This window comes from Sphingobacteruim zhuxiongii, from assembly GCF_009557615.1.
Taxonomy (GTDB): domain Bacteria; phylum Bacteroidota; class Bacteroidia; order Sphingobacteriales; family Sphingobacteriaceae; genus Sphingobacterium; species Sphingobacterium zhuxiongii.
This window is the reverse complement of the sequence record NZ_CP045652.1, coordinates 2897519-2916941: the sequence shown is the minus strand read 5'-3', so window position 1 is coordinate 2916941 and position 19423 is coordinate 2897519. Positions and strand designations below refer to the sequence as shown.

Annotated in this window: 13 protein-coding genes; 12 read left to right on the top strand and 1 reads right to left on the bottom strand. The window is 38.1% G+C overall.

From position 1 onward, the window contains the following. Positions 1–178: 178 nt before the first annotated feature. The gene (locus GFH32_RS12405; protein ID WP_153511903.1) at positions 179–1408 is read right to left on the bottom strand and encodes an ROK family transcriptional regulator; all 1230 of its coding nucleotides are present in this window, start codon (positions 1406–1408) and stop codon (positions 179–181) included. Between the two features lie 256 nt (positions 1409–1664). Here GFH32_RS12405 and GFH32_RS12400 point away from each other — a divergent pair, with 256 nt between their 5' ends. The 12 genes from GFH32_RS12400 to GFH32_RS12345 all read left to right on the top strand — a co-directional run bounded on the left by GFH32_RS12400 (position 1665) and on the right by GFH32_RS12345 (position 19421). Beyond that, a complete protein-coding gene (locus tag GFH32_RS12400; RefSeq protein WP_228384128.1) occupies positions 1665–2951 on the top strand; it encodes an MFS transporter in 1287 nt (428 codons plus the stop codon). A 193-nt stretch (positions 2952–3144) separates the two neighbouring features. Continuing rightward, positions 3145–5007, top strand: coding sequence for an FAD-dependent oxidoreductase (locus tag GFH32_RS12395; RefSeq protein WP_153511902.1), 1863 nt, complete (start codon positions 3145–3147; stop codon positions 5005–5007). 13 nt (positions 5008–5020) lie between these two features. Next, positions 5021–8230 (top strand): SusC/RagA family TonB-linked outer membrane protein, encoded by a 3210-nt coding sequence (locus tag GFH32_RS12390; RefSeq protein WP_153511901.1) that lies wholly within the window; start codon positions 5021–5023, stop codon positions 8228–8230. 8 nt (positions 8231–8238) lie between these two features. Beyond that, on the top strand, positions 8239–9933 hold the full coding sequence (locus GFH32_RS12385) for a RagB/SusD family nutrient uptake outer membrane protein (protein WP_153511900.1): 1695 nt from the start codon (positions 8239–8241) through the stop codon (positions 9931–9933). A 19-nt stretch (positions 9934–9952) separates the two neighbouring features. After that, positions 9953–11629: a DUF5018 domain-containing protein gene (locus GFH32_RS12380; protein ID WP_153511899.1), complete on the top strand. Its 1677-nt coding sequence runs from the start codon at positions 9953–9955 to the stop codon at positions 11627–11629. Positions 11630–11687: 58 nt separating this feature from the next. Then, positions 11688–13085, top strand: coding sequence for a family 10 glycosylhydrolase (locus tag GFH32_RS12375; RefSeq protein ID WP_153511898.1), 1398 nt, complete (start codon positions 11688–11690; stop codon positions 13083–13085). A 9-nt stretch (positions 13086–13094) separates the two neighbouring features. After that, a complete protein-coding gene (locus tag GFH32_RS12370) occupies positions 13095–14408 on the top strand; it encodes an alpha amylase family protein (RefSeq protein ID WP_153511897.1) in 1314 nt (437 codons plus the stop codon). 11 nt (positions 14409–14419) lie between these two features. Next, positions 14420–15598: a copper amine oxidase gene (locus tag GFH32_RS12365; RefSeq protein ID WP_228384127.1), complete on the top strand. Its 1179-nt coding sequence runs from the start codon at positions 14420–14422 to the stop codon at positions 15596–15598. An 81-nt stretch (positions 15599–15679) separates the two neighbouring features. Further along, positions 15680–17092 (top strand): DUF5009 domain-containing protein, encoded by a 1413-nt coding sequence (locus GFH32_RS12360; protein ID WP_153511896.1) that lies wholly within the window; start codon positions 15680–15682, stop codon positions 17090–17092. A gap of 31 nt (positions 17093–17123) precedes the next feature. Then, the gene (locus GFH32_RS12355; RefSeq protein WP_153511895.1) at positions 17124–17801 is read left to right on the top strand and encodes a GDSL-type esterase/lipase family protein; all 678 of its coding nucleotides are present in this window, start codon (positions 17124–17126) and stop codon (positions 17799–17801) included. Position 17802: 1 nt separating this feature from the next. Next, positions 17803–18486 carry a GDSL-type esterase/lipase family protein gene (locus GFH32_RS12350; protein WP_153511894.1) on the top strand — a complete coding sequence of 228 codons (684 nt, stop codon included), beginning with the start codon at positions 17803–17805 and terminating at the stop codon, positions 18484–18486. Next, the gene (locus tag GFH32_RS12345; RefSeq protein WP_153511893.1) at positions 18486–19421 is read left to right on the top strand and encodes a DUF4434 domain-containing protein; all 936 of its coding nucleotides are present in this window, start codon (positions 18486–18488) and stop codon (positions 19419–19421) included. Before GFH32_RS12350 ends, GFH32_RS12345 begins: the two co-directional genes overlap by 1 nt. The last annotated feature ends 2 nt before the right edge of the window (positions 19422–19423 follow it).

The window sequence follows — 19423 nt, the reverse complement described above, 5'->3', positions numbered from 1 at the left end:
ATAATTTTCAAGTTTTCTTCCAGACTTCTTCGTGCCTTGTTCGGACAATACTCGAATTTTATGAAGCTTGTTGCAATACGGTTTAGATCAAATCGAGATGTTTATTTGCATCTTCCTGAGCGATTCAATCGATGAATAGAATCGCTGCAATTTAATTGTTCTTGGATTGTAGAATCGTTTATTCGGTTATTTCTAGAAGCCTATCTCTCAATAGTAAGCAGGCGCCAAAAGCAGCTAACTTCTCACCATGGGACGATAGGGTAATTTTAGTATCTCGATTGACGATTGATAGGGAGTATTTATTGATCGCATTCTTGACAGGCAAACTTAAATATTCGCCCGATTTTGCCAGAGAACCACCTATAATAATAAGCTCGGGGTTGAAAATGTTAATTAATGATGCAATGCCACGACCTAACTTGTCTCCAATGTAGTTTATGGATTCAATTGCTAAATTATCATCCTTCTTAGCCGCAATGATGATGTCGTTTAAACGGATATCTTCTATATTCTCAAATTTCTTGGTTAGAATCGTCGAAGCACCCGCTTTGATCTCGTCGATTATCTTTTTTCTTAAGGCGCGACCGGAGGCTTCTGTCTCCAAGCAACCTCTTTTTCCACATTTACAGATAATCTCATTATCGAAAATTGGTATATGTCCGAATTCACCGGAGAAACCAGATTTTCCATAATATAGCTGACCGTTAATCATTATCCCTAGACCAATACCATTATCTATATTAATATACAGCGCGTCTTTTTCAGTTGTTAATATTCCGCTTGAAAATTCCGCATAAGACAATGCTTTCGTATCATTTTCTAAATACGCGGGAATGCCGAGTGCCTTCTCGAAATAAGTAGATAAAGGGTCTTCGTAAAAATTGAAGTAACTATAGGAATATCCCGTACGGTAGTTAATTCGTCCGGATAAGTTGATTCCGATTCCTTGAATGTTTTCCCTATTTACCGGTTGTTTCGCGATAAAATCAGTAATACAATCGCAAATCATCTTTAATGACTCTTCCGAGTTTTCTAAACGGAAAGGAATATCTTCGTTTTGTGCAACTAAATCTTTCTTCAAGTTTATCATCGCGATACTTAGGTTTTCCGTACCCACTTGAACACCAATAAAATAGGCCGCATTGGCAACTAATCCATAGGAATTTGGTTTTCGACCAACTGAAGCGGAAGTTTTTCCATAATCCTTCACTAGTTGATCATTAATTAATTCCGATATACACTCATTGATCTTCGGAATGCTGACGTTGAACTCTTTGCTGAGTTCAGCGATTGTTGCCGTTTCATTTTGAGCGAAATAGGATAGTATCTGCTTCTTCAGACGTATGTTTTTGTAAGCTACGCCAGAATTTGCTCCCAATTGTATGTCGTTTAGAAAATTTAAGGTCATCTTTATTTACCAGCTGTTTTTTATAGGAATTGCTACTATACTGCGATAATAGTAAAAATTTTGATATTATTAAATAATTTTAAAAACAAGTTTTAGATTTTGATATTTTTTTAATATAATTGATCGTTTTTATCATTAGATAGAACAAAACATCTACCTGTGAAAATCATTTTATAAATGGCGGCTGAAAAAATAGCGGGTTTATTAAATGAAAGCATAATATACCAAAAATATCAATAACCTTAATTATACAAACGTGAAAGAAACACAAAACAGCAAAGAAGTACATCCCTTAAAATGGATACCAACGACATGGTTTGCAATGGGATTACCCTTTGTTGCCCTATCAACTGCCGCTACTTTAATGTATAAGAATCTAGGAGTTTCGGATGCAAAGATTGCATTTTGGACTTCGCTAATTATGATGCCATGGACGTTAAAGCCTCTTTGGGGTCCGTTCTTAGAGTTATACAAGACGAAGAAGTTCTTTGTATTCGTAACGCAGATACTTACCGGATTGTTGTTTGGTTTAGTCGGAATCTCCTTACAGTTAGATAGTTTCTTTAGTATCTCCATCGGAATATTAGCCATCATCGCTATCAGCGGTGCTACACACGATACGGCTGCCGATGGTGTTTATCTCAATGAATTGAGTGCTACACTTCAAGCAAAATTTGTTGGCTGGCAGGGTGCATTTTATAATATAGCGAAGGTTTTTTCTGGGGGCGCGTTGGTTTACTTGGCGGGCGAATTAGAGAAGAGTATAGGCGTGGTCAACGCTTGGATGATTGTTATGTTTGCTTATGGGATTATTATGATTTTATTAGGTCTATATAATATGAGAGCGATTCCTTCAGGACAGGCCGCAGCAAATACGAGCTCCTTATCTGAAGGTTTTAGTACGTTAAAAGATGTGATTATCTCTTTTTTTCAAAAGAAATATATCTGGTTCAGCTTAGCTTTTATTGTATTTTATCGATTTGCAGAAGGACAGGCCATTAAGATTATTCCTTTATTTTTTAAAGCGACCCGCGAGGAGGGAGGCTTAGGTCTAAGCACTTCAGAAATAGGACTTCTTTATGGCGTTTTTGGGGCAATAGCCTTTGTATTGGGGTCTATTTTAGCCGGAAACTATGTTGCTAAATATGGACTTACAAGGAAGACGTTGCTGGTCCTATGTGCGTTTTTTAACATTCCATTTGCCGCATATGCATTTCTAGCGATCGCGATGCCAACGAATTTATATTTGATTGCAAGTGCTGTTATTGTTGAATATTTCGGATATGGTTTCGGATTTGTGGGGTTAATCCTTTTTATGATGCAGAACATTGCTCCTGGGAAATATAAAATGGCGCATTATGCTTTTGGAAGTGGATTGATGAATTTAGGATTTATGATTCCTTCCATGATCAGTGGCTATTTAAGTGATCATTTGGGGTATAAAGAGTTCTTTATCTGGGTTTTAATTGCTACTATTCCTGCTTTTATTGTCACTTGGTTGGTGCCTCTCCGCAAACCAACAGAAGAAAATGAGACCGAATAGCGAATCTTCTACAACCTGTTTTTAGTAAAAAATATATTAATGACCAGTTTGTTTTTAAAAATATTTAAAAATAAATTGGTCATTATTTTTTTTATTTATAATTTAGTTCCCGTATTAGAACCTGCTATACGATCTACCTAATTGTGAGAAATCCGATGCGTGCGATTTAACATAATTACAAATCAAACCATATATGAAGAAAATTTACTTATTGTGCTTTGTTCTCTTTTTATCGCTAACTCAAGTATTCGGACAACTCAAAACTGATATTATTATCGTCGGTGGAGGTGCTAGCGGCACGATGGCTGCCATTCAAGCGTCTCGCTTGGGCGTAAAATCTATTGTTCTAGAGGAAACTGTTTGGTTAGGAGGAATGTTAACGTCTGCCGGTGTTTCTGCTATTGATGGTAACCATAAAATGCCATCGGGCTTATGGGGGGAGTTTAGAGAAAAATTATATAGCCACTACGGCGGGGCTGCAGCTGTTGAAACAGGCTGGGTAAGTAATACACTTTTTGAACCCTCGATAGGTAACAAAATACTTCAAGAGATGGTAGGGCAGGAGTCGAATATTCAAGTCATGTTTGAAACGACTTGGGCTAATCCTGTAAAAACGGCAAATGGTTGGAAAATTGAAGCAAGAGGTAAAAAAGGAAAGATCATTCATATTGAAGCCAAAGTACTTATCGACGCTACCGAGTTGGGTGACGTGATGGCGAATCTTAAAGTTCCTTATTATTTAGGAATGGACAGTAAGTCGTTGACGAAAGAGAGCTTTGCTTTAAATGAAGGCAACGATATTATTCAGGATCTAACGTATGTTATTACGTTAAAGGATTTTGGACAAGGTGCGGATAAAACCATTAAAAAGCCAAAAAATTATGATCCGAGTGAATTCGCGGGCTGTTGTGATGTTTCTGATCCGGCTACCCACTTAAAGAATAATAATGATTGCTATAAGATGCTAACGTATGGCGGCTTGCCTAACAATAAGTTTATGATTAATTGGCCGAAGAAGGGCAATGATATCTATCTAAACATTATTGAGAAGTCAAATAGCGAGCGAACGAAGGCGTTAGAAGAAGCCAAGCAAATGACGCTGCGTTTTGTTTACTATATACAACATGAATTAGGTTTCAAGCATCTTGGAATCGCATATGATGAATATCCGACGAAGGATGGTTTTCCGATGATTCCTTATCATCGTGAATCGCGTCGATTGAAGGCAAAATCTCTTTTTGCACTTCAACACATAATGACACCTTTTGAAACTGATGAAGCTTATTATAAAACAGGAATTGCGGTTGGCGATTACACAATCGATCATCATCACTATAAATATGGTAATGCTCCAGAAATTGATTTCGTAAAAATTCGTGTTCCCTCTTATAATGTTCCCATGGGCTCTTTAATTCCTGCGGAATTCGAAGGATTGATTGTGTCTGAAAAAAGTATTGGGGTGAGCAATATCGTAAATGGAGCGACTCGATTGCAACCAGTTGTCTTAGGAATAGGACAAGCGTCTGGTGCATTAGCAGCCGTGGCGGTTAAGCAAAACAAGCAACCTTCTGAAGTCTCGATTAGAGACGTACAAGCAGCACTACTAGATCACAAAGCTTATATCATGCCTTATATAGATGTGCCTGCTACAGATCCACAATTTAAGGAATTGCAGAAAATTGGAGCGACTGGACTTTTAAGGGGTACTGGAATTCCTTACAAATGGGCTAATCAGACCTGGTTCTATCCAGAGCGTGAAGTGAGTCAATATGAGTTGATGCAGGGGCTTCGCTTATATTATCCTGCACTTCAAACGAATTGGGATGCTTCTGGGGAAGCTTTAGATCTTGAATCGATGAGTGCCATGTTAAAGTATGTAAAAAAGGATGTGTCAGTAGAGGCTTTAGCACAAATTCTCGCTAAGGAAAATCTTGTTTTTACAGATCATAAAAGCAAATTGAATAGAAGAACCGTTGCGGTTATTTTAGATAAGGTCCTTAACCTGTTCGGTCAAGAAATTGACTATGCGGGTCATTTAAAAAACAAACAATTTTAATAAACATTTAATTATGAATCATCTAAAAAAGAGCAAATCTTTGATTTTTAAGGTGTTCTGTTTGATGTTCTTACTCATGCAAACAATGGCTTCCTATGCGCAGTCTATTGTTCGCGGATTGATTAAGGATGATCAGAATGCGGCGGTGGCTGGTGCGACTGTGAAAGTAAAAGGTAAAGGTCAGACAGTGATGTCCGACCAACGGGGAGCATTTGAAGTGCAAGTCGACGGATTACCAGTAACATTACAAGTTCAATTTATCGGTTTTAAATCGAAAGAAGTTGTAATCAATAGTGCATCGAACAACACGATTACTTTAGCATCTGAAGACAATGCACTAGAAGAAGTAATGGTTGTTGCTTATGGAACACAAAAGAAAGGTACAATGGTTGGTTCTGTTGCTCAGATTAAAGGAGATGAGTTAAAAAGAACGCCTACACAAAATATCACGAATACATTAGCAGGACGTCTACCTGGTTTATCTGCCGTACAGCAATCTGGTCGTCCAGGAGCTGATGGATCAGCACTTTATGTGCGTGGTATCGGTACTTATGGTTCAAACCGTAGTCCTTTAGTTATTGTCGATGATGTGGAAAGACCTTCGTCTACATTAGCTTATTTAGATCCCAACGAGATTGAGTCTATTTCCGTTTTAAAAGATGCGGTAGCTACTGCAGCTTACGGTGTTCAAGCAGCAAATGGTATTATTATCGTTAAGACAAAGTCAGGAAAAGAATCTCCCGCAAAGGTATCTTATGACTTCTCGTATAGTCTTGGTCAAAACACGCGTTTCCCGAAGTTTTTAGATGGACCAGATTATATGACTTGGTATAATAAAGGTATCGAAGTAGATAATGATTTCTTATTAAATACTAATCAAGATCCCGCAGCATTGGTTTATTCTCAAGACTTAATCGATGCAGTACGCAATGGAACGAATACAAATCCATTATTCGGAAATACGGATTGGGTAGGTATGTTAGTTGATAATAACTCACAATCACAACATCACTCTGCAACGATTTCTGGTGGTAACTCAAATACGCAATACTTTGCGGCGGTGAACCATATGGATCAAGATGGTGTGGTTAAGAATACGAACTTCAAACGTTATAACGTTCGTACAAATTTAAATAGCCGCCTAACAGATTATTTATCTGTAGGATTGAATGTTGGTTTGCGTAATCAGTTAACGAATACTCCGGGTATTTCGCCAGATAACACCGCTTACATGAACCCATTCTACCAAGCGGTTCGAACATTGCCAAATATGCCGATGTATGCGCCCAATGGCTTGCCTACTTCCTACGCCTCAAACGCTGGATATGTAAATCCATTGGCGGCAGTAGATAATTCGGGTTATCAAAAATATAACGCTAATGTATTTCAGGGTCAGGCTAATGTTACATTGCGTGTACCGGGTGTTGAAGGCTTGCAAGCTAAGGTTCAAGGAGCGTATGATTACTCTAACCAAGAGAGCAAAACTTGGTTAACACCTTATGAAACTATGGGCCGTGCTAGGGATCAAGTTACAGGTGATTATGTTGCTTTATCAACTTTGCCAGGTATTACAAAGAGTACGTTACGTCAAGCATATTCCGCAACTTATAGAAAGACACTTCAAGCAAGTCTGAATTACGATAAAATTATCGCTACAGATCATAGCCTTTCCTTACTGACTTTATATGAGTTTTCTAGCCAAAAAGGAAATTTATTCTCTACTGGCGCATCGAATCTACCTATTGATATTATTCAAGAAATTAATTATGGTTCGAAGGATCCACTTGATTTTATAACACCGACAGGTACTTCTGATGCGGAACAAGCGCGTGCAGGTGTCGTAGCACGTGTAAATTATGCTTATAAGAGCAAATATTTATTGGAAGCCGCAGCACGTTGGGATGCCTCGGCGAATTTTTCGCCTGAAAATCGTTGGAAATCCTTTCCAGGTGTTGGTTTAGGCTGGGTTGTGTCAAATGAAGACTTCTTTAGTAGTTTGAAAGGTATTAACTACTTGAAGTTGAAAACTTCCTATGGTAAATCTGGTAACGATCGCGCACAAGTTGGTACATTCCCTTATCTCGCTACATTTGTACAAAATACTGCTCCTGTTGTTGTAATCGACGGAAAGCCTGTGACGGCAATCTATACCTCGAATATTCCTAATCCTACACTAAAGTGGGAAGAATCAACCATGTTTAATGTTGGGTTTGAGTCATTCTTCTTAGATAATAAATTAGGTTTCGACTTTGAATGGTTCTATCGCTATACCACAGGTATTTTAGGTGGTGTAGGAAACTTATATCCGTCATCGATTGGAGGTTATTATCCTTCACTTGCCAATATTGGCGAAATGGATAACCGTGGTTTTGATGCGCAAATTAAGTATAGAGATACCTATGGCGATTTCCGCTTAGGATTAACAGGTAATATTAACTGGTCGAAAAATAGATATTTGAAGTATGAAGAGCCTGCGGGAACACCTTCATATTTAAGCGTTATTGGTCGTTCAGTGGGCGAGAAGACTGGTTTCGTTGTTGATGGGATGATTCAAACTTGGGAAGAGGCAAATAATGCCATGTCTCCAAGTTCGGGTGTTATTGCTCCAGGATTTTACAATTTTAAAGATCTTAACGGTGACGGCCGTTTAACTGCTGCTGGGGATAGAACTTTCATCGGTCGTTCGAATGTTCCAGAGTTGACTTTCGGATTAAATATTGATTTAGCCTACAAAGGGTTTGATTTCTCAGCGCTATTGCAAGGTGCGGCATTGGTTGACGTGAATTTAGCGGGAACTTATGAGGGTTCTTCTGGTACTTCTGGCGTTGATGATAACACGCCATTTACAAGAACATTTTACGGTTTCGGTAACTCTCCTTATTTCTTAGTAGAGAATTCATGGACTCCTGATAATCCAAATGCAGAGTTTCCAAGATTAAGTTCGTACAAAGCAACGGGTATGTCTGCACATAATGCAAATGCTAACTCCGCTTGGATTCGTAAAGGCGACTACCTACGTTTAAAATCAGTTCAATTGGGTTATACTTTGCCTAAGACCATGACAGAGAAAGCTAAGATTGAAAACGTTCGTTTGTTTGTTACGGGATCGAACTTATTTACTTGGGATTACCTAAAGTATTTAGATCCAGAGATGCCAAATGTGAACAATGGTTTCTATCCACAACAAAAGATTTACTCATTTGGTCTTAACGTCACTTTTTAATCATAGTTATGAGAAATTTAAAAGTTTTAAAATATAGCGCACTGACATTAATTTCATCAGCATTCTTTAGTATGAATAGCTGTAGTATTGATGTTATTCCACAAGATAGATATGTTGAAGAAAGTATCTGGTCAGATCCTTCAACAATAGAGTTGTACATCAATGGGATGTATGCGGAAGTGAAGAAATTTCAGTTTGGAGTTTTCCCAGGCCTAGGTTACGATAATGCCATGGACGCTTTAGCAGACGGTATGAAATTTACCTCGAACACGCCAGGTAATGGTACTGTTAATATTCTGATTTCTAATGCGAATCAGTTTTCGCCAGCGAGCGTAGGATTAAATTATTGGTCAAGTGCTTACGAACGAATTCGCCGTGTCAATGAGTTTATTGGAGGATTGAAAACAAAGTCTCAATTAAGCGCAGACGATCAAGTTAAATATGAAGCTGAAGCTAGATTTATTCGTGCCTATACCTATTTCTGGCTTGCGAAATTACACGGATCGGTAATTATTTTTAATGATATCGCACAATATTCGACTAAGGATAATCCACGTTCTAGTGAGGAAGCTGTTTACGATTTTATGATTGAAGATCTTGATTTCGCAGCGACTAACTTACCAAAGAGTAATAAGGATGGGCGTGCTGGAAAAGGCGCAGCATACGCCCTCCAGTCACGTGTTGCATTGTTTGCGGGTTCTATTGCGAAAAATGATAAAAAGCAATTCAATACGGATCCTTTGACAGGAATTAGTCAAGCGAAAGCGAATGCTTACTTCACAAAATCTGCTGAAGCAGCACAAGCGACCATTGATTTGGGCTTATATGAATTAGATGCAGATTTTCAATCTATCTTCACAAATAAAAAGACAAAAGAAGCGATTCTACGTGTAGATTTTGTAGCGCCAACCGTCACACATCAATATGACTTAGGTTATGCACCTCCCAAAGATGCTTTAGGAAATGCTTTAGTATATGGCGTGCCAACTGCAGAATTAGTAAATGAATTCGAGATGAAGGATGGAAGCACATTTTCTTGGAATAATCCAGATCATGCAGCAGATCCTTACGCTAATCGCGAGCCTCGTTTTTATGCAAGTATTCTTTATAACGGCGCTAGTTGGAAGGGGAGAACGATTAATACGAGTATTGCTGATGTAAACGAAGGCTTTATTCAGTTTGGTACGCAAGGTGATCCGAAGCGTACGGTTACTGGATACTACGCTAAAAAGATGTTAGATCCTACCAATACGAACTTTGTTGTGAATAAAAGCTCGCAGAGCTGGATTGAACTTCGTTATGCCGAAGTATATTTAAATCTAGCCGAAGCAAAAGCTCAGTTAGGTGAATTTGCAGCAGCCTCTACGGCTTTATCGACATTACGTGCTAAACGCTCCTTACCAGCGGCTTCTTTACCAAACCTAGCAAAAGCAATGGAAGTAATTGAGCATGAGCGTACAGTTGAGTTAGCATTTGAAGGACATCGCTTTTGGGATTTGAGACGTTGGAGAAAAGCACACATCGAGCTTAATGGCAAGCGAATGACTGGACATAAGATTACGCCCGAAGGTACAGGCTTTAAATACGAAGTGATGCCAGCAGATGCCTCGGATCGTAGTTTTACCGGAAAACTTTACTATCTGCCAATTCCGGAACTTGAGGTTCAAGTTAACTTAGGTTTGACACAAATTCAAGGTTGGTAATCGTTAAGCTAGAACAATTATGAAAAAGATTATAAAATATACAGTGGCGGGGCTTCTTGGAGCCTTAACATTTGGCTCTTGTCAGAAGCCAGATTATGTAGCGCCAAATGATAAATCGGATATCGCTGATTTCTATGCCACATTGGATGGCTCTGGCCGATCAAGATTATTCGAAAGTCGTATCAGTAACGATACGGTCTATGTTGATATTGATTATTATTATCCAATTGACTCGGATAATGAAGTGGATTTATCGAAAGTGCTTTTAAAAGCTTCTATTCCAGTTGATTCGCGCATTGAACCTTCTTTAGAGGGGATTAGCGATTTATCGAAGCCTATCAATGTTTCGGTGATCGCTGGTGACGGCTCTTCTAAACAATATGTGATTGTCGCAAGCAAAAAAGGAAATACAGATATCTTCGGCGCGACGATCAATTTTGAAGATCAAGCGGGCGTTCCTCAGGAAGTTGATGCAATTGTTGTTGGAAATGTCGTGAACTTCTCGATTGTTCCCGGGACGCAATTAGTCAATCCAAAGTTAACTTACGTCTTAAATAAGCATTCTTCTGGTTCCATTACGAATGGTTCTTCAATTAGTTTGTCAACCGCACTACCATTTACCGTTTCATCGGCTGGAAATGCGACACGCACATACAGTTTGAAAGCAGTTGATGCGATAAAACTTCCAAAAGGTATTCGTCAAAACAGTGCTAAGATTATGTTTGCGAAAAAACTGAAAGCTGATTTAGGTATTTCTGTAGACAATATGACAAACAGCTTAGCAGTCGTTGGTAAGCATTTAGTATTGAATACTAGAGGTGAAAACAGTGTATACATCAATGCATTTACAGGTGAGAAACTTGGTGCTATTGAATTAGGAGACAAAAAAGGAAGCTTAAGAAACTTCAATAATACCTCAGATGATGGTGGTAACTTTTTCTTGAACAACTTGGTTCCGAATGATGGCAATGTTTTCAAAATATGGAAAGCGACTTCTGTTTCATCACCATTGGTTCCATTCATTGAATGGGATGCTGCTGGTAAAAAGTTAGGAAGACGCGTATCTATTATTGGTGATGTAACCAAGAACGCATTGATTACTGCTCCATTCCATGAAGCAAATGATAAAACATTTGCTCGTTGGCAAGTAACGAATGGGGTATTAGTTTCTAATACGCCGACTATTGTTACGGTCAGTGACTATGCTTGGTCAAATAACAATATTGATATCATTTACACGAATCCATCAGATCCTTCGAATGAGTATTATGCAATTGGATATTCGGATAATAGGTTAGCAAAACTGAATGGAGTAACGAATTCATTAGCAGCAAATCTAGAAAAGCTAGATGCGAACTTTATCGCGAATTCTGTTGATTTTACCAACTTCAACAATGGTAAATATGTTGCCTATAACCATATCAATAGTTTTGATTGGGGATCAGCAGATCAGGTTTACTTGATTGATACAGAAGGTGGTTTCAGTGGAAATCCTTCATTGGCAACTACCCCAGGGTTAGTTTGGGCGGCACCAAAAGGCGCTTATGGTCGTGCTGGAACCAGTCAACCGGCTAATGCAAACGGAACTGGCGATGTAATCATGGCTGTTTCTGACAATGGCTTCTATATGTATTTGTATTTCATGTTCACGAATGGTTATGTAGTGGGCGTGCAGTATGACTGCGTAGACTTGTAAGATATTTATGTAGCTATAAGCAGCAGTATCATTACTGCTGCTTATTTAAAAGAATTGAATGATGAAATGGAAATCAATATTTGCTGCATTAGCGATTGTCGCTTTAGGATCTTGTTCTAAAGATTCAGGAACAGAAAAACCAATTGATAAACCTGATCCGGAAACCCCACCAACTAATGAAGCTGGCAAGCAAGTGCTTGTTTGGGTAGACGCTCGTTCGAATGTTTTTGGTACTTATGGTAAGTTTAATAGCAAGGAAGAAATTGTAAAGATTCTCGATAAGTTAAAAGATTGTGGAGTTACCGGTTTAGTCATTGATGTTAAGCCTAGCTCGGGTTATACGATGTATAATAGTGCCTATGCTAAGGAGTTTACAAGTTTAGATGGTAAGAATAAACCAGCAGATTATGTGGAATTCTTAATTTCTGAAGCGAAAAAGCGGGAGATGAAAGCTTATCTGTCGATCGTTACTTTTGTTGAAGGTGACGGGGGTAGAAATATGGGCCACGCTTTTGATGATGCGGATTTCAAAGACAAATACGAATCGATCGTGGTGAAGAATACGCAAGGTCAGTTAGGTCGAATTTCTGAAACTGGAAAGAATATCTTCGTTAATCCAGCGCAGCCGGAAGTACAAAACCGCGTGCTAAATATGATTAAAGAAATTACTGCTAAATTTCAATTGGATGGGCTAATGTTAGACTACGCTCGTTACACCGATATTAATGCAGATTTCTCTGATTATAGTAAACAACAGTTCATATCCTTCTTAAAAGAAAAATATAATGATAACCAAGCGGACAAGATCAATTTTCCCTCGGATATTGTAAGTTCATGGAAGGAACAATCAGGGCAACTATTACCAAATGTAACTGGGAAGTACTATAAGCAATGGCTTGTCTACCGAACTGGCGTTATTCAAGATTTCGTTAAGAAGGCGCGTCAAGCTGTCAAGTCAGTAAAACCGGAAGCAAAATTCGGAGCGTATGTTGGCGCATGGTACACGACTTACTACCAAGTAGGTGTGAATTGGGCGAGTAAAGATTACGATCCTTTCCAGGATTTTGAATTGCGTTTTGACTGGGGGTATCCCGGTTACAGTGCAACTGGGTATTTTGAAGAGATGGATATGCTGATGACAGGTAATTATTTTACCCAGATTCGTCTAGCAGATAATCCGGCTACTGCAAATTTGAAATATCACTGGTGGAGTATCGAAGGTTCGCTAAATGGTATTGATTATATCACGAAAGGGAAGGCGCCAATCTACGGTAGTATTGACGTAGGTAATATCAACTACGCGAACAAAGCTGAGATTAGTAAAGCAATTAAATATATCCTTTCAAGAACATCCGGTGGAGTGATGCTTTTTGATGTTGTTCATATGTATGCTCCACAATATAATATGCTAAAACAAGAATTATTTGATGCCGTTAAAGATGGTGTGAAAAACTAAACGAAAGACATGAGATTATTAAGTATAGCTTTTATCATTACAATTTTATTCAGTTCCTGTGGAGTTCGCAAGCAACAAGCAGCTAAGGATAAGCCTTTCATTGATAGGAATATTCTATGGTTTGATGCGACAGCGAATTTTGATAGATTCTGTCATAAAGACTCTATTCTTTTTTACCTTCAAAAGTCGAAAGAAGTAGGTGTGACAGACATCGTAGTGGATGTGAAACCCATTACTGGCGAAGTTTTATATCCTAGTAAGATTGCACCTGTAATGATTTCTTGGGGTGAATCAAAAACAAAAAAGGATCTTTCTTGGGATATGTTAAGCTATTTTATTGAAAAAGGACATCAATTAGGCTTAAAGATTCATGCGTCCACAAACGTTTTTGTTGCTGGACATAATTATTTCGATCGTGGCGTTGTTTATGATGACGCGACAAAGGCTCATTGGCGAACAAAGTCTTATTTACCAGAAGGGTTTAAGCTAATCACTGAGCAGAAGAATAAGTATTCGGCGATGATTAATCCAGTGTTAGCGGAAGTTCGTCAATATGAGCTTTCAATTTTGAAAGAACTCGTTTCAATGTATCCTAAATTGGATGGAATAATTCTCGATCGTGTTCGCTTTGATAATTTAAATGCTGATTTTTCAGAGGAAAGTAAAAAGCAGTTTGAGAACTATTTGGGAAAACCATTAGCGAAATTTCCGGCAGATATTTACGAATATCAAGATGGCAAACGCGTTGATGGAATCTACTTTAAAGAATGGTTGACTTGGAGAGCGAAGATTATTCATGACTTCATTTTTGAAGCACGAGCGGCACTTAAAGGTATCAATCCTAATATTGTTTTCGGTGATTATACAGGGTCTTGGTATCCATTGTATTACGATGTAGGAGTAAACTTTGCCAGCAAGAATTATGATCCTTCAAAGGAATTTGAATGGGCGTCTGCGGAGTATAAAAACTACGCATATGCTGAGGCTTTAGATTTGTTTACCACGGGTAATTATTATTTCGAAGTAGAGAAATCTGAGATTTTGAAGAAAGATGACCAAAAGAAGTTGGAGTCTGGTTTAACTGTCGCACAAGAAGATTGGTATACAGTTGAGGGATCTGCAGAGTTAGTAAATCGCGTCACTATGGGCGAAACACCAGTATATGCAGGACTTTATGTTGAGCAATATAAAGGGCACCCTGAGCAGTTTGTCAAGGCTTTAAAGATGTGCCGAGCAAAATCTGAAGGCTCAATGATATTTGATATCGTCCATGTCATTAACTATGGATGGTGGGATTATTTAAAAGAAGGTTTAACAAAATAATATACATTTTCATGCTTAAAAAATTTATCACATTACTTGCTATTCCGTTCTTGTTTCAACAAGTATCGTTGGCTCAAGAAAATCTATCTACAATCTCTAAAACGCTGAGAAATGCGAAAGAAGGAGAGACGGTTATTTTAAAGAACTTTCTAAAACCTGATTTTAAGAAAATTGCTTTTAAACAAACCGTTGTTCCTGGCCCTCAGTTTTTGATTTCCGATGACCCTGAATATATTCGTATTCCTGAGGCTATCGTAATGCAAGAGCAAGTAGCTCTTGGAGCAGTGAGATTATATGTTTACAATGTAAATGGTGTAAAGGAACCGACACAGATTTCTAGAAAAATTAATGCCGTTATTAAGAATCTTGGAAAAGAAAATTTGCACTTAAGAATGCTTAAATTTTCTTCTCAAGCACCAAGTACTAATTATTTCAAAATTGGAAAGCAAGGTTTAGAAGATTACTTCAGATCGGAAGAAGTGAATGTAGTGAAAGTAATCAAACCAGGAGAAGTAATTCCAATCGATGATCAAATGGAAAAACAAATTGCTAAATACGATGAACTTGTTCACGGTATTTATGAATTTGTAGTAGATCAACCTGCTTTGATTTCTGTTGTTCAAACGGCACCAGATCGTAATACAGCAGAAGCGTTTTCTAAAATAGATACTATCGTTCCATTTAGTCATGTGAATGCAGGACGTGGCATATTCCCAGTATCTAACTACAAGATTGTAAGTGCAGATACGTTAGATACTAAACAAGGGGTTCAACAGTTGATTATTGCTGATGGTGAAGATGATCCTTGGATCACAGGTACAATCGGTTCAGATAAACAGCCTGCCAAGAATGCTGGAAACTACGGCGTATTATACGACACTAATATCAAGTGGAAAAGTACAGACGGTAAAGGACTTGCATTAATCACATGGAATAGTCGTTCTGCAGACAATCAGTGGTGTGGCGGCATGGGATTAACGATGGAGGTTTTCGATGCGCAAGGCAAAAAATCAATAAGCCAGTATCCTAGCAACCAGCTTGTCACTAGAGCTGCTCCTGAAGCGATTTTAATTAAGATTTACAAACCAGACCCGAAGAAAGAAATTCAAGAGATTAATTTCACGTATTCGCCTCCGGGTGCATCCTGTCTACCGACGCCAATGATTTTGGTGCCGATCGACTTAAAATAAAAATATTGTAATCAACCAACCTAGGTCTGTTACTGCTCGACAGAAACAGACCTTTACAACAAAATTTAAAGGAATAATAACTTGAATACACCTGTAAAAAAATATAGAAATCTCAGTATCGATCTGTTAAGAGGATTGGCGATAGTTGGGATGGTTTTGGCTGCAGTGATTCCTTGGACATCTGAATTTCCAGGTTGGATGTATCATGCACAAGTAGCCCCACCTGACTTCAAGTTTAATCCAGATCGACCTGGCATAACATGGGTAGATTTAGTTTTTCCTTTTTTTCTTTTTTCTATGGGGGCTGCGTTCCCATTTGCCCTCAAGAAATCTTATGATGCAGGAAAGTTCGGCTCGATAAGTAAAATCATACTTAGGAGAGGACTTTTACTTGTCGTATTTGCAATTGCATTAGCATATTTGACTCCAGAAAATCTAACTGGGAGTAAGACATTAAACTATCTTAGCTCATTAACAGCCTTTGCCGCGTTCTTTTTACTTTTTATGCGCTTTGAGGGAACCGTATGGAGAAAATATGGTCTTCAAGCCTTAGGGGCCTTGATACTTATCCTACTCACATATTATCATAGCGAGGTATTAGGCAATACGTTTCACAAAGAAAAAAGTAATATTATCATTCTAGTACTAGCCAATATGGCAGTATTCGGAACCTTATTTTGGCTGCTATCGGCCAATAATATTTTTATAAGAATTGTAATTCTTATATGCTTCATGGGTATTTGGTTTACCAAGGATATCCCGGGAAGTTGGACGGCTTACATTTGGAATTTTCATCCTGAGATACACTGGTTCTATAACTTTGCATTTCTAAAATACCTATGTATAGTCTTACCTGGTTCTATATTGGGAGATCTGATATGGAAGCATAAGGAGATCTTTCAAACTCCTTTTACTGATGAAGAAAAGAAATCAACAGCTATTCTTGCAACTCTAGGGTTCTTGTTTGTCGCATTCCATGTTGTTTGTTTATATGAACGATGGATCATGCTTGATTTAATAGGGCACGCCCTGTTCGCATTGGTGTTTTATTTTCTATTGAAAGATAAAACGGTAGGTAAAATCGCTTTTTACAAACAGTTAGTATTATGTGGTTTTGCATTTTCAACAATGGGCTTATTCTTCGAGCCCCTTGATGGTGGGATCAAAAAAGATCCATCAACTTTCAGCTATTGGTTTATCACAAGCGGATTGGCATTTATATTTTATCTAACATGTGACTACTTAGTAACATTCTGGAAGAATAATATGATTATCCAATCCTTAGTACGCTGTGGTCAAAATCCAATGATTGCCTATAGTGTCTCCGCGTTTTTTATTACGCCGATCTTAGGATTAATTCAGGTATTGCCTGTATTAGATCAACTTGGTAGTACAAGTCCCTATTTAGGGCTAATTAGAACAGTCATATTTATTGTGCTCATGATCTTTTTTACCGGTTATTGTACAAGACGTCAATGGTTTTGGCGTTCATAAATTCGATTATAAACATACTAACGATACATAAATGAAATTGAAATATTTTAGTTTAATCATGTTAGGTCTCTTGACTAAGAGTCTTAACGCGCAAGTGGCGGTAGATAGTAATTATGTTTTTTCTGGCTATACTGATCGTGTCGCTTTCTTCAATAAGATGCCAGTAAAGAAGGGCGCTGTTATTTTCTTGGGTGACAGTTTAACAGAGGCGGGTCGCTGGGAAGATATTGCTCCTGAATTGCCAATATTAAATAGAGGAATTAGCGGTGATATTTCTTTCGGTGTTGTTGCTCGCTTGGAGGAGATAATTCGTCATCAACCTAAAAAGGTTTTCTTGATGATTGGGGTGAACGACTTAAAGAGAAATGTACCTGCAGCTATGATAATCGCAAATTATAATAAGATTATTAAACGTATACAACAAGAGTCCCCTAAAACTCAAATCTATTTGAGTAGCCTATTGCCTATCAATGACGCTAAATTAATCGAAGCATTTAAGCAGGTTAAAAATACAGACCTATCAAAAATCAATACGGAGTTGAAGCAATTGAGCACTACTTATAAAAATGTTACTTTCGTTGATTTATATCCAGTAATTGCGGATGAAAAGGGTCAGTTAAAAGCGGATATGACACCAGATGGTATTCATTTGGAAGTAGCAGCCTATATCCCATATATCAATTATTTAAAAGCCAAGAAATACTTATAAGATGAAAACTTGTTTATTGATTATAGCGACCCTTCTTTGCTTTACACAAGGAAACGCACAGGAGAAGAAAGAACTGTCTAGAGATAGCACATACAATAACTGGTATTACGTTTCGCGTGAGAAGCTTTATCAAGGATTAAAAGATACAAAGACAGACTTGGTGTTTTTTGGAAATAGTATCACGGAGCGTGGTCCTTGGCAAGAACTGATTGGCGGAAAGCTTAAAATTGGAAATCGCGGTATTGGTGGAGATAATACATTTGGGATGAAAGCTCGTGTTGCTGATGTTGTGAAAACTAAACCGAAAAAGATATTCTTAATGATGGGCATTAACGATATCGGAAGAGGGCTTCCAACAGAATGGTCTTTAAAAAACTATGAGGAAGTGATTCAAATTATTAAGAAAAATAGTCCGAAGACCAAGATATATGTACAAAGTACCTTGCCACTCAACGAAGATGTGATCAAGTATGATTATCTGAAGGGCAAAGCACAGGCGATTAGAAATTTAAATACCGGAATTCAAGTGCTTGCCACAAAATATAAGTTGACTTATGTTGAGTTGAGCAATGTACTCGGCGAGGGAGATAAATTATTAGAAAAGTATACATCAGATGGTATTCACATTAATACGGAAGGTTATATCCGTTGGGTAGAATATCTGAAAGCTAAGAAATATTTATAATGAGAATTACAGGAACTTTTATTGACGAAATCAGTCATGATATTCCTCATCAAAACTGGGGAAGAGCAGAGTGGGATCAGGATTTTGCACATATGAAGTCCGTCGGGATCGATACAGTCATCATGATTCGTAGCGGTTACCGTCGTTTTATAACGTATCCTTCACCTTGGTTGCAAAAAGAATATGGATGCTATGCGCCAAGTGAAGACTTGGTCGAAATGTTTCTTCAGCTTGCTGAAAAGCATGGCTTAAAGTTTTATTTCGGACTTTACGATAGCGGACGCTATTGGGATACTGGAAATATGCAACATGAGATCGATGCGAATCGCTATGTGATCGATGAGGTTTGGTCTAAATATGGTCATTATTCAAGCTTTGGCGGTTGGTACCTCAGCATGGAAATTAGTCGCAAAACCAAAGGTGCTGCTACAGCTTTCCGTGTTTTAGGGGAGCAATGTAAAGGTGTTAGTAATAATCTTCCGACCTTGATATCTCCTTGGATTGATGGTAAGAAAGCTGTTATGGCTTCCTCTTCTTCATTATCGAAGGCTGATGTCGTTTCTATCCAAGAACATGAGCGCGAATGGGATGAGATCTTCCATGAAATACACCACGCCGTAGATGCAGTTGCCTTTCAAGATGGTCACATCGATTACCATGAACTTGAAGACTTCTTTTCTGTAAATAAAAAACTTGCAGATCGATATGGTATGGAATGCTGGACCAATGCTGAGTCTTTCGACCGCGATATGCCGATTAAGTTCTTGCCAATTAAATTTGAAAAATTAAGACTTAAGTTGGAAGCCGCACGTAATGCTGGTTATGATAAAGCAATAACGTTTGAGTTTTCACATTTTATGAGCCCACAGTCTGCTTATTTACAGGCTGGACATTTATTTAACCGATACAAAGAGTATTTAGAAAAATTGAAATAAGC

Coding starts and splice junctions, on each gene's coding strand:
- GFH32_RS12405 (WP_153511903.1), bottom strand. CDS start 1,408: ATGACCTTAAATTTTCTAAACGACATACAATTGGGAGCAAATTCTGGC.
- GFH32_RS12395 (WP_153511902.1), top strand. CDS start 3,145: ATGAAGAAAATTTACTTATTGTGCTTTGTTCTCTTTTTATCGCTAACT.
- GFH32_RS12390 (WP_153511901.1), top strand. CDS start 5,021: ATGAATCATCTAAAAAAGAGCAAATCTTTGATTTTTAAGGTGTTCTGT.
- GFH32_RS12385 (WP_153511900.1), top strand. CDS start 8,239: ATGAGAAATTTAAAAGTTTTAAAATATAGCGCACTGACATTAATTTCA.
- GFH32_RS12380 (WP_153511899.1), top strand. CDS start 9,953: ATGAAAAAGATTATAAAATATACAGTGGCGGGGCTTCTTGGAGCCTTA.
- GFH32_RS12375 (WP_153511898.1), top strand. CDS start 11,688: ATGATGAAATGGAAATCAATATTTGCTGCATTAGCGATTGTCGCTTTA.
- GFH32_RS12370 (WP_153511897.1), top strand. CDS start 13,095: ATGAGATTATTAAGTATAGCTTTTATCATTACAATTTTATTCAGTTCC.
- GFH32_RS12365 (WP_228384127.1), top strand. CDS start 14,420: ATGCTTAAAAAATTTATCACATTACTTGCTATTCCGTTCTTGTTTCAA.
- GFH32_RS12355 (WP_153511895.1), top strand. CDS start 17,124: ATGAAATTGAAATATTTTAGTTTAATCATGTTAGGTCTCTTGACTAAG.
- GFH32_RS12350 (WP_153511894.1), top strand. CDS start 17,803: ATGAAAACTTGTTTATTGATTATAGCGACCCTTCTTTGCTTTACACAA.
- GFH32_RS12345 (WP_153511893.1), top strand. CDS start 18,486: ATGAGAATTACAGGAACTTTTATTGACGAAATCAGTCATGATATTCCT.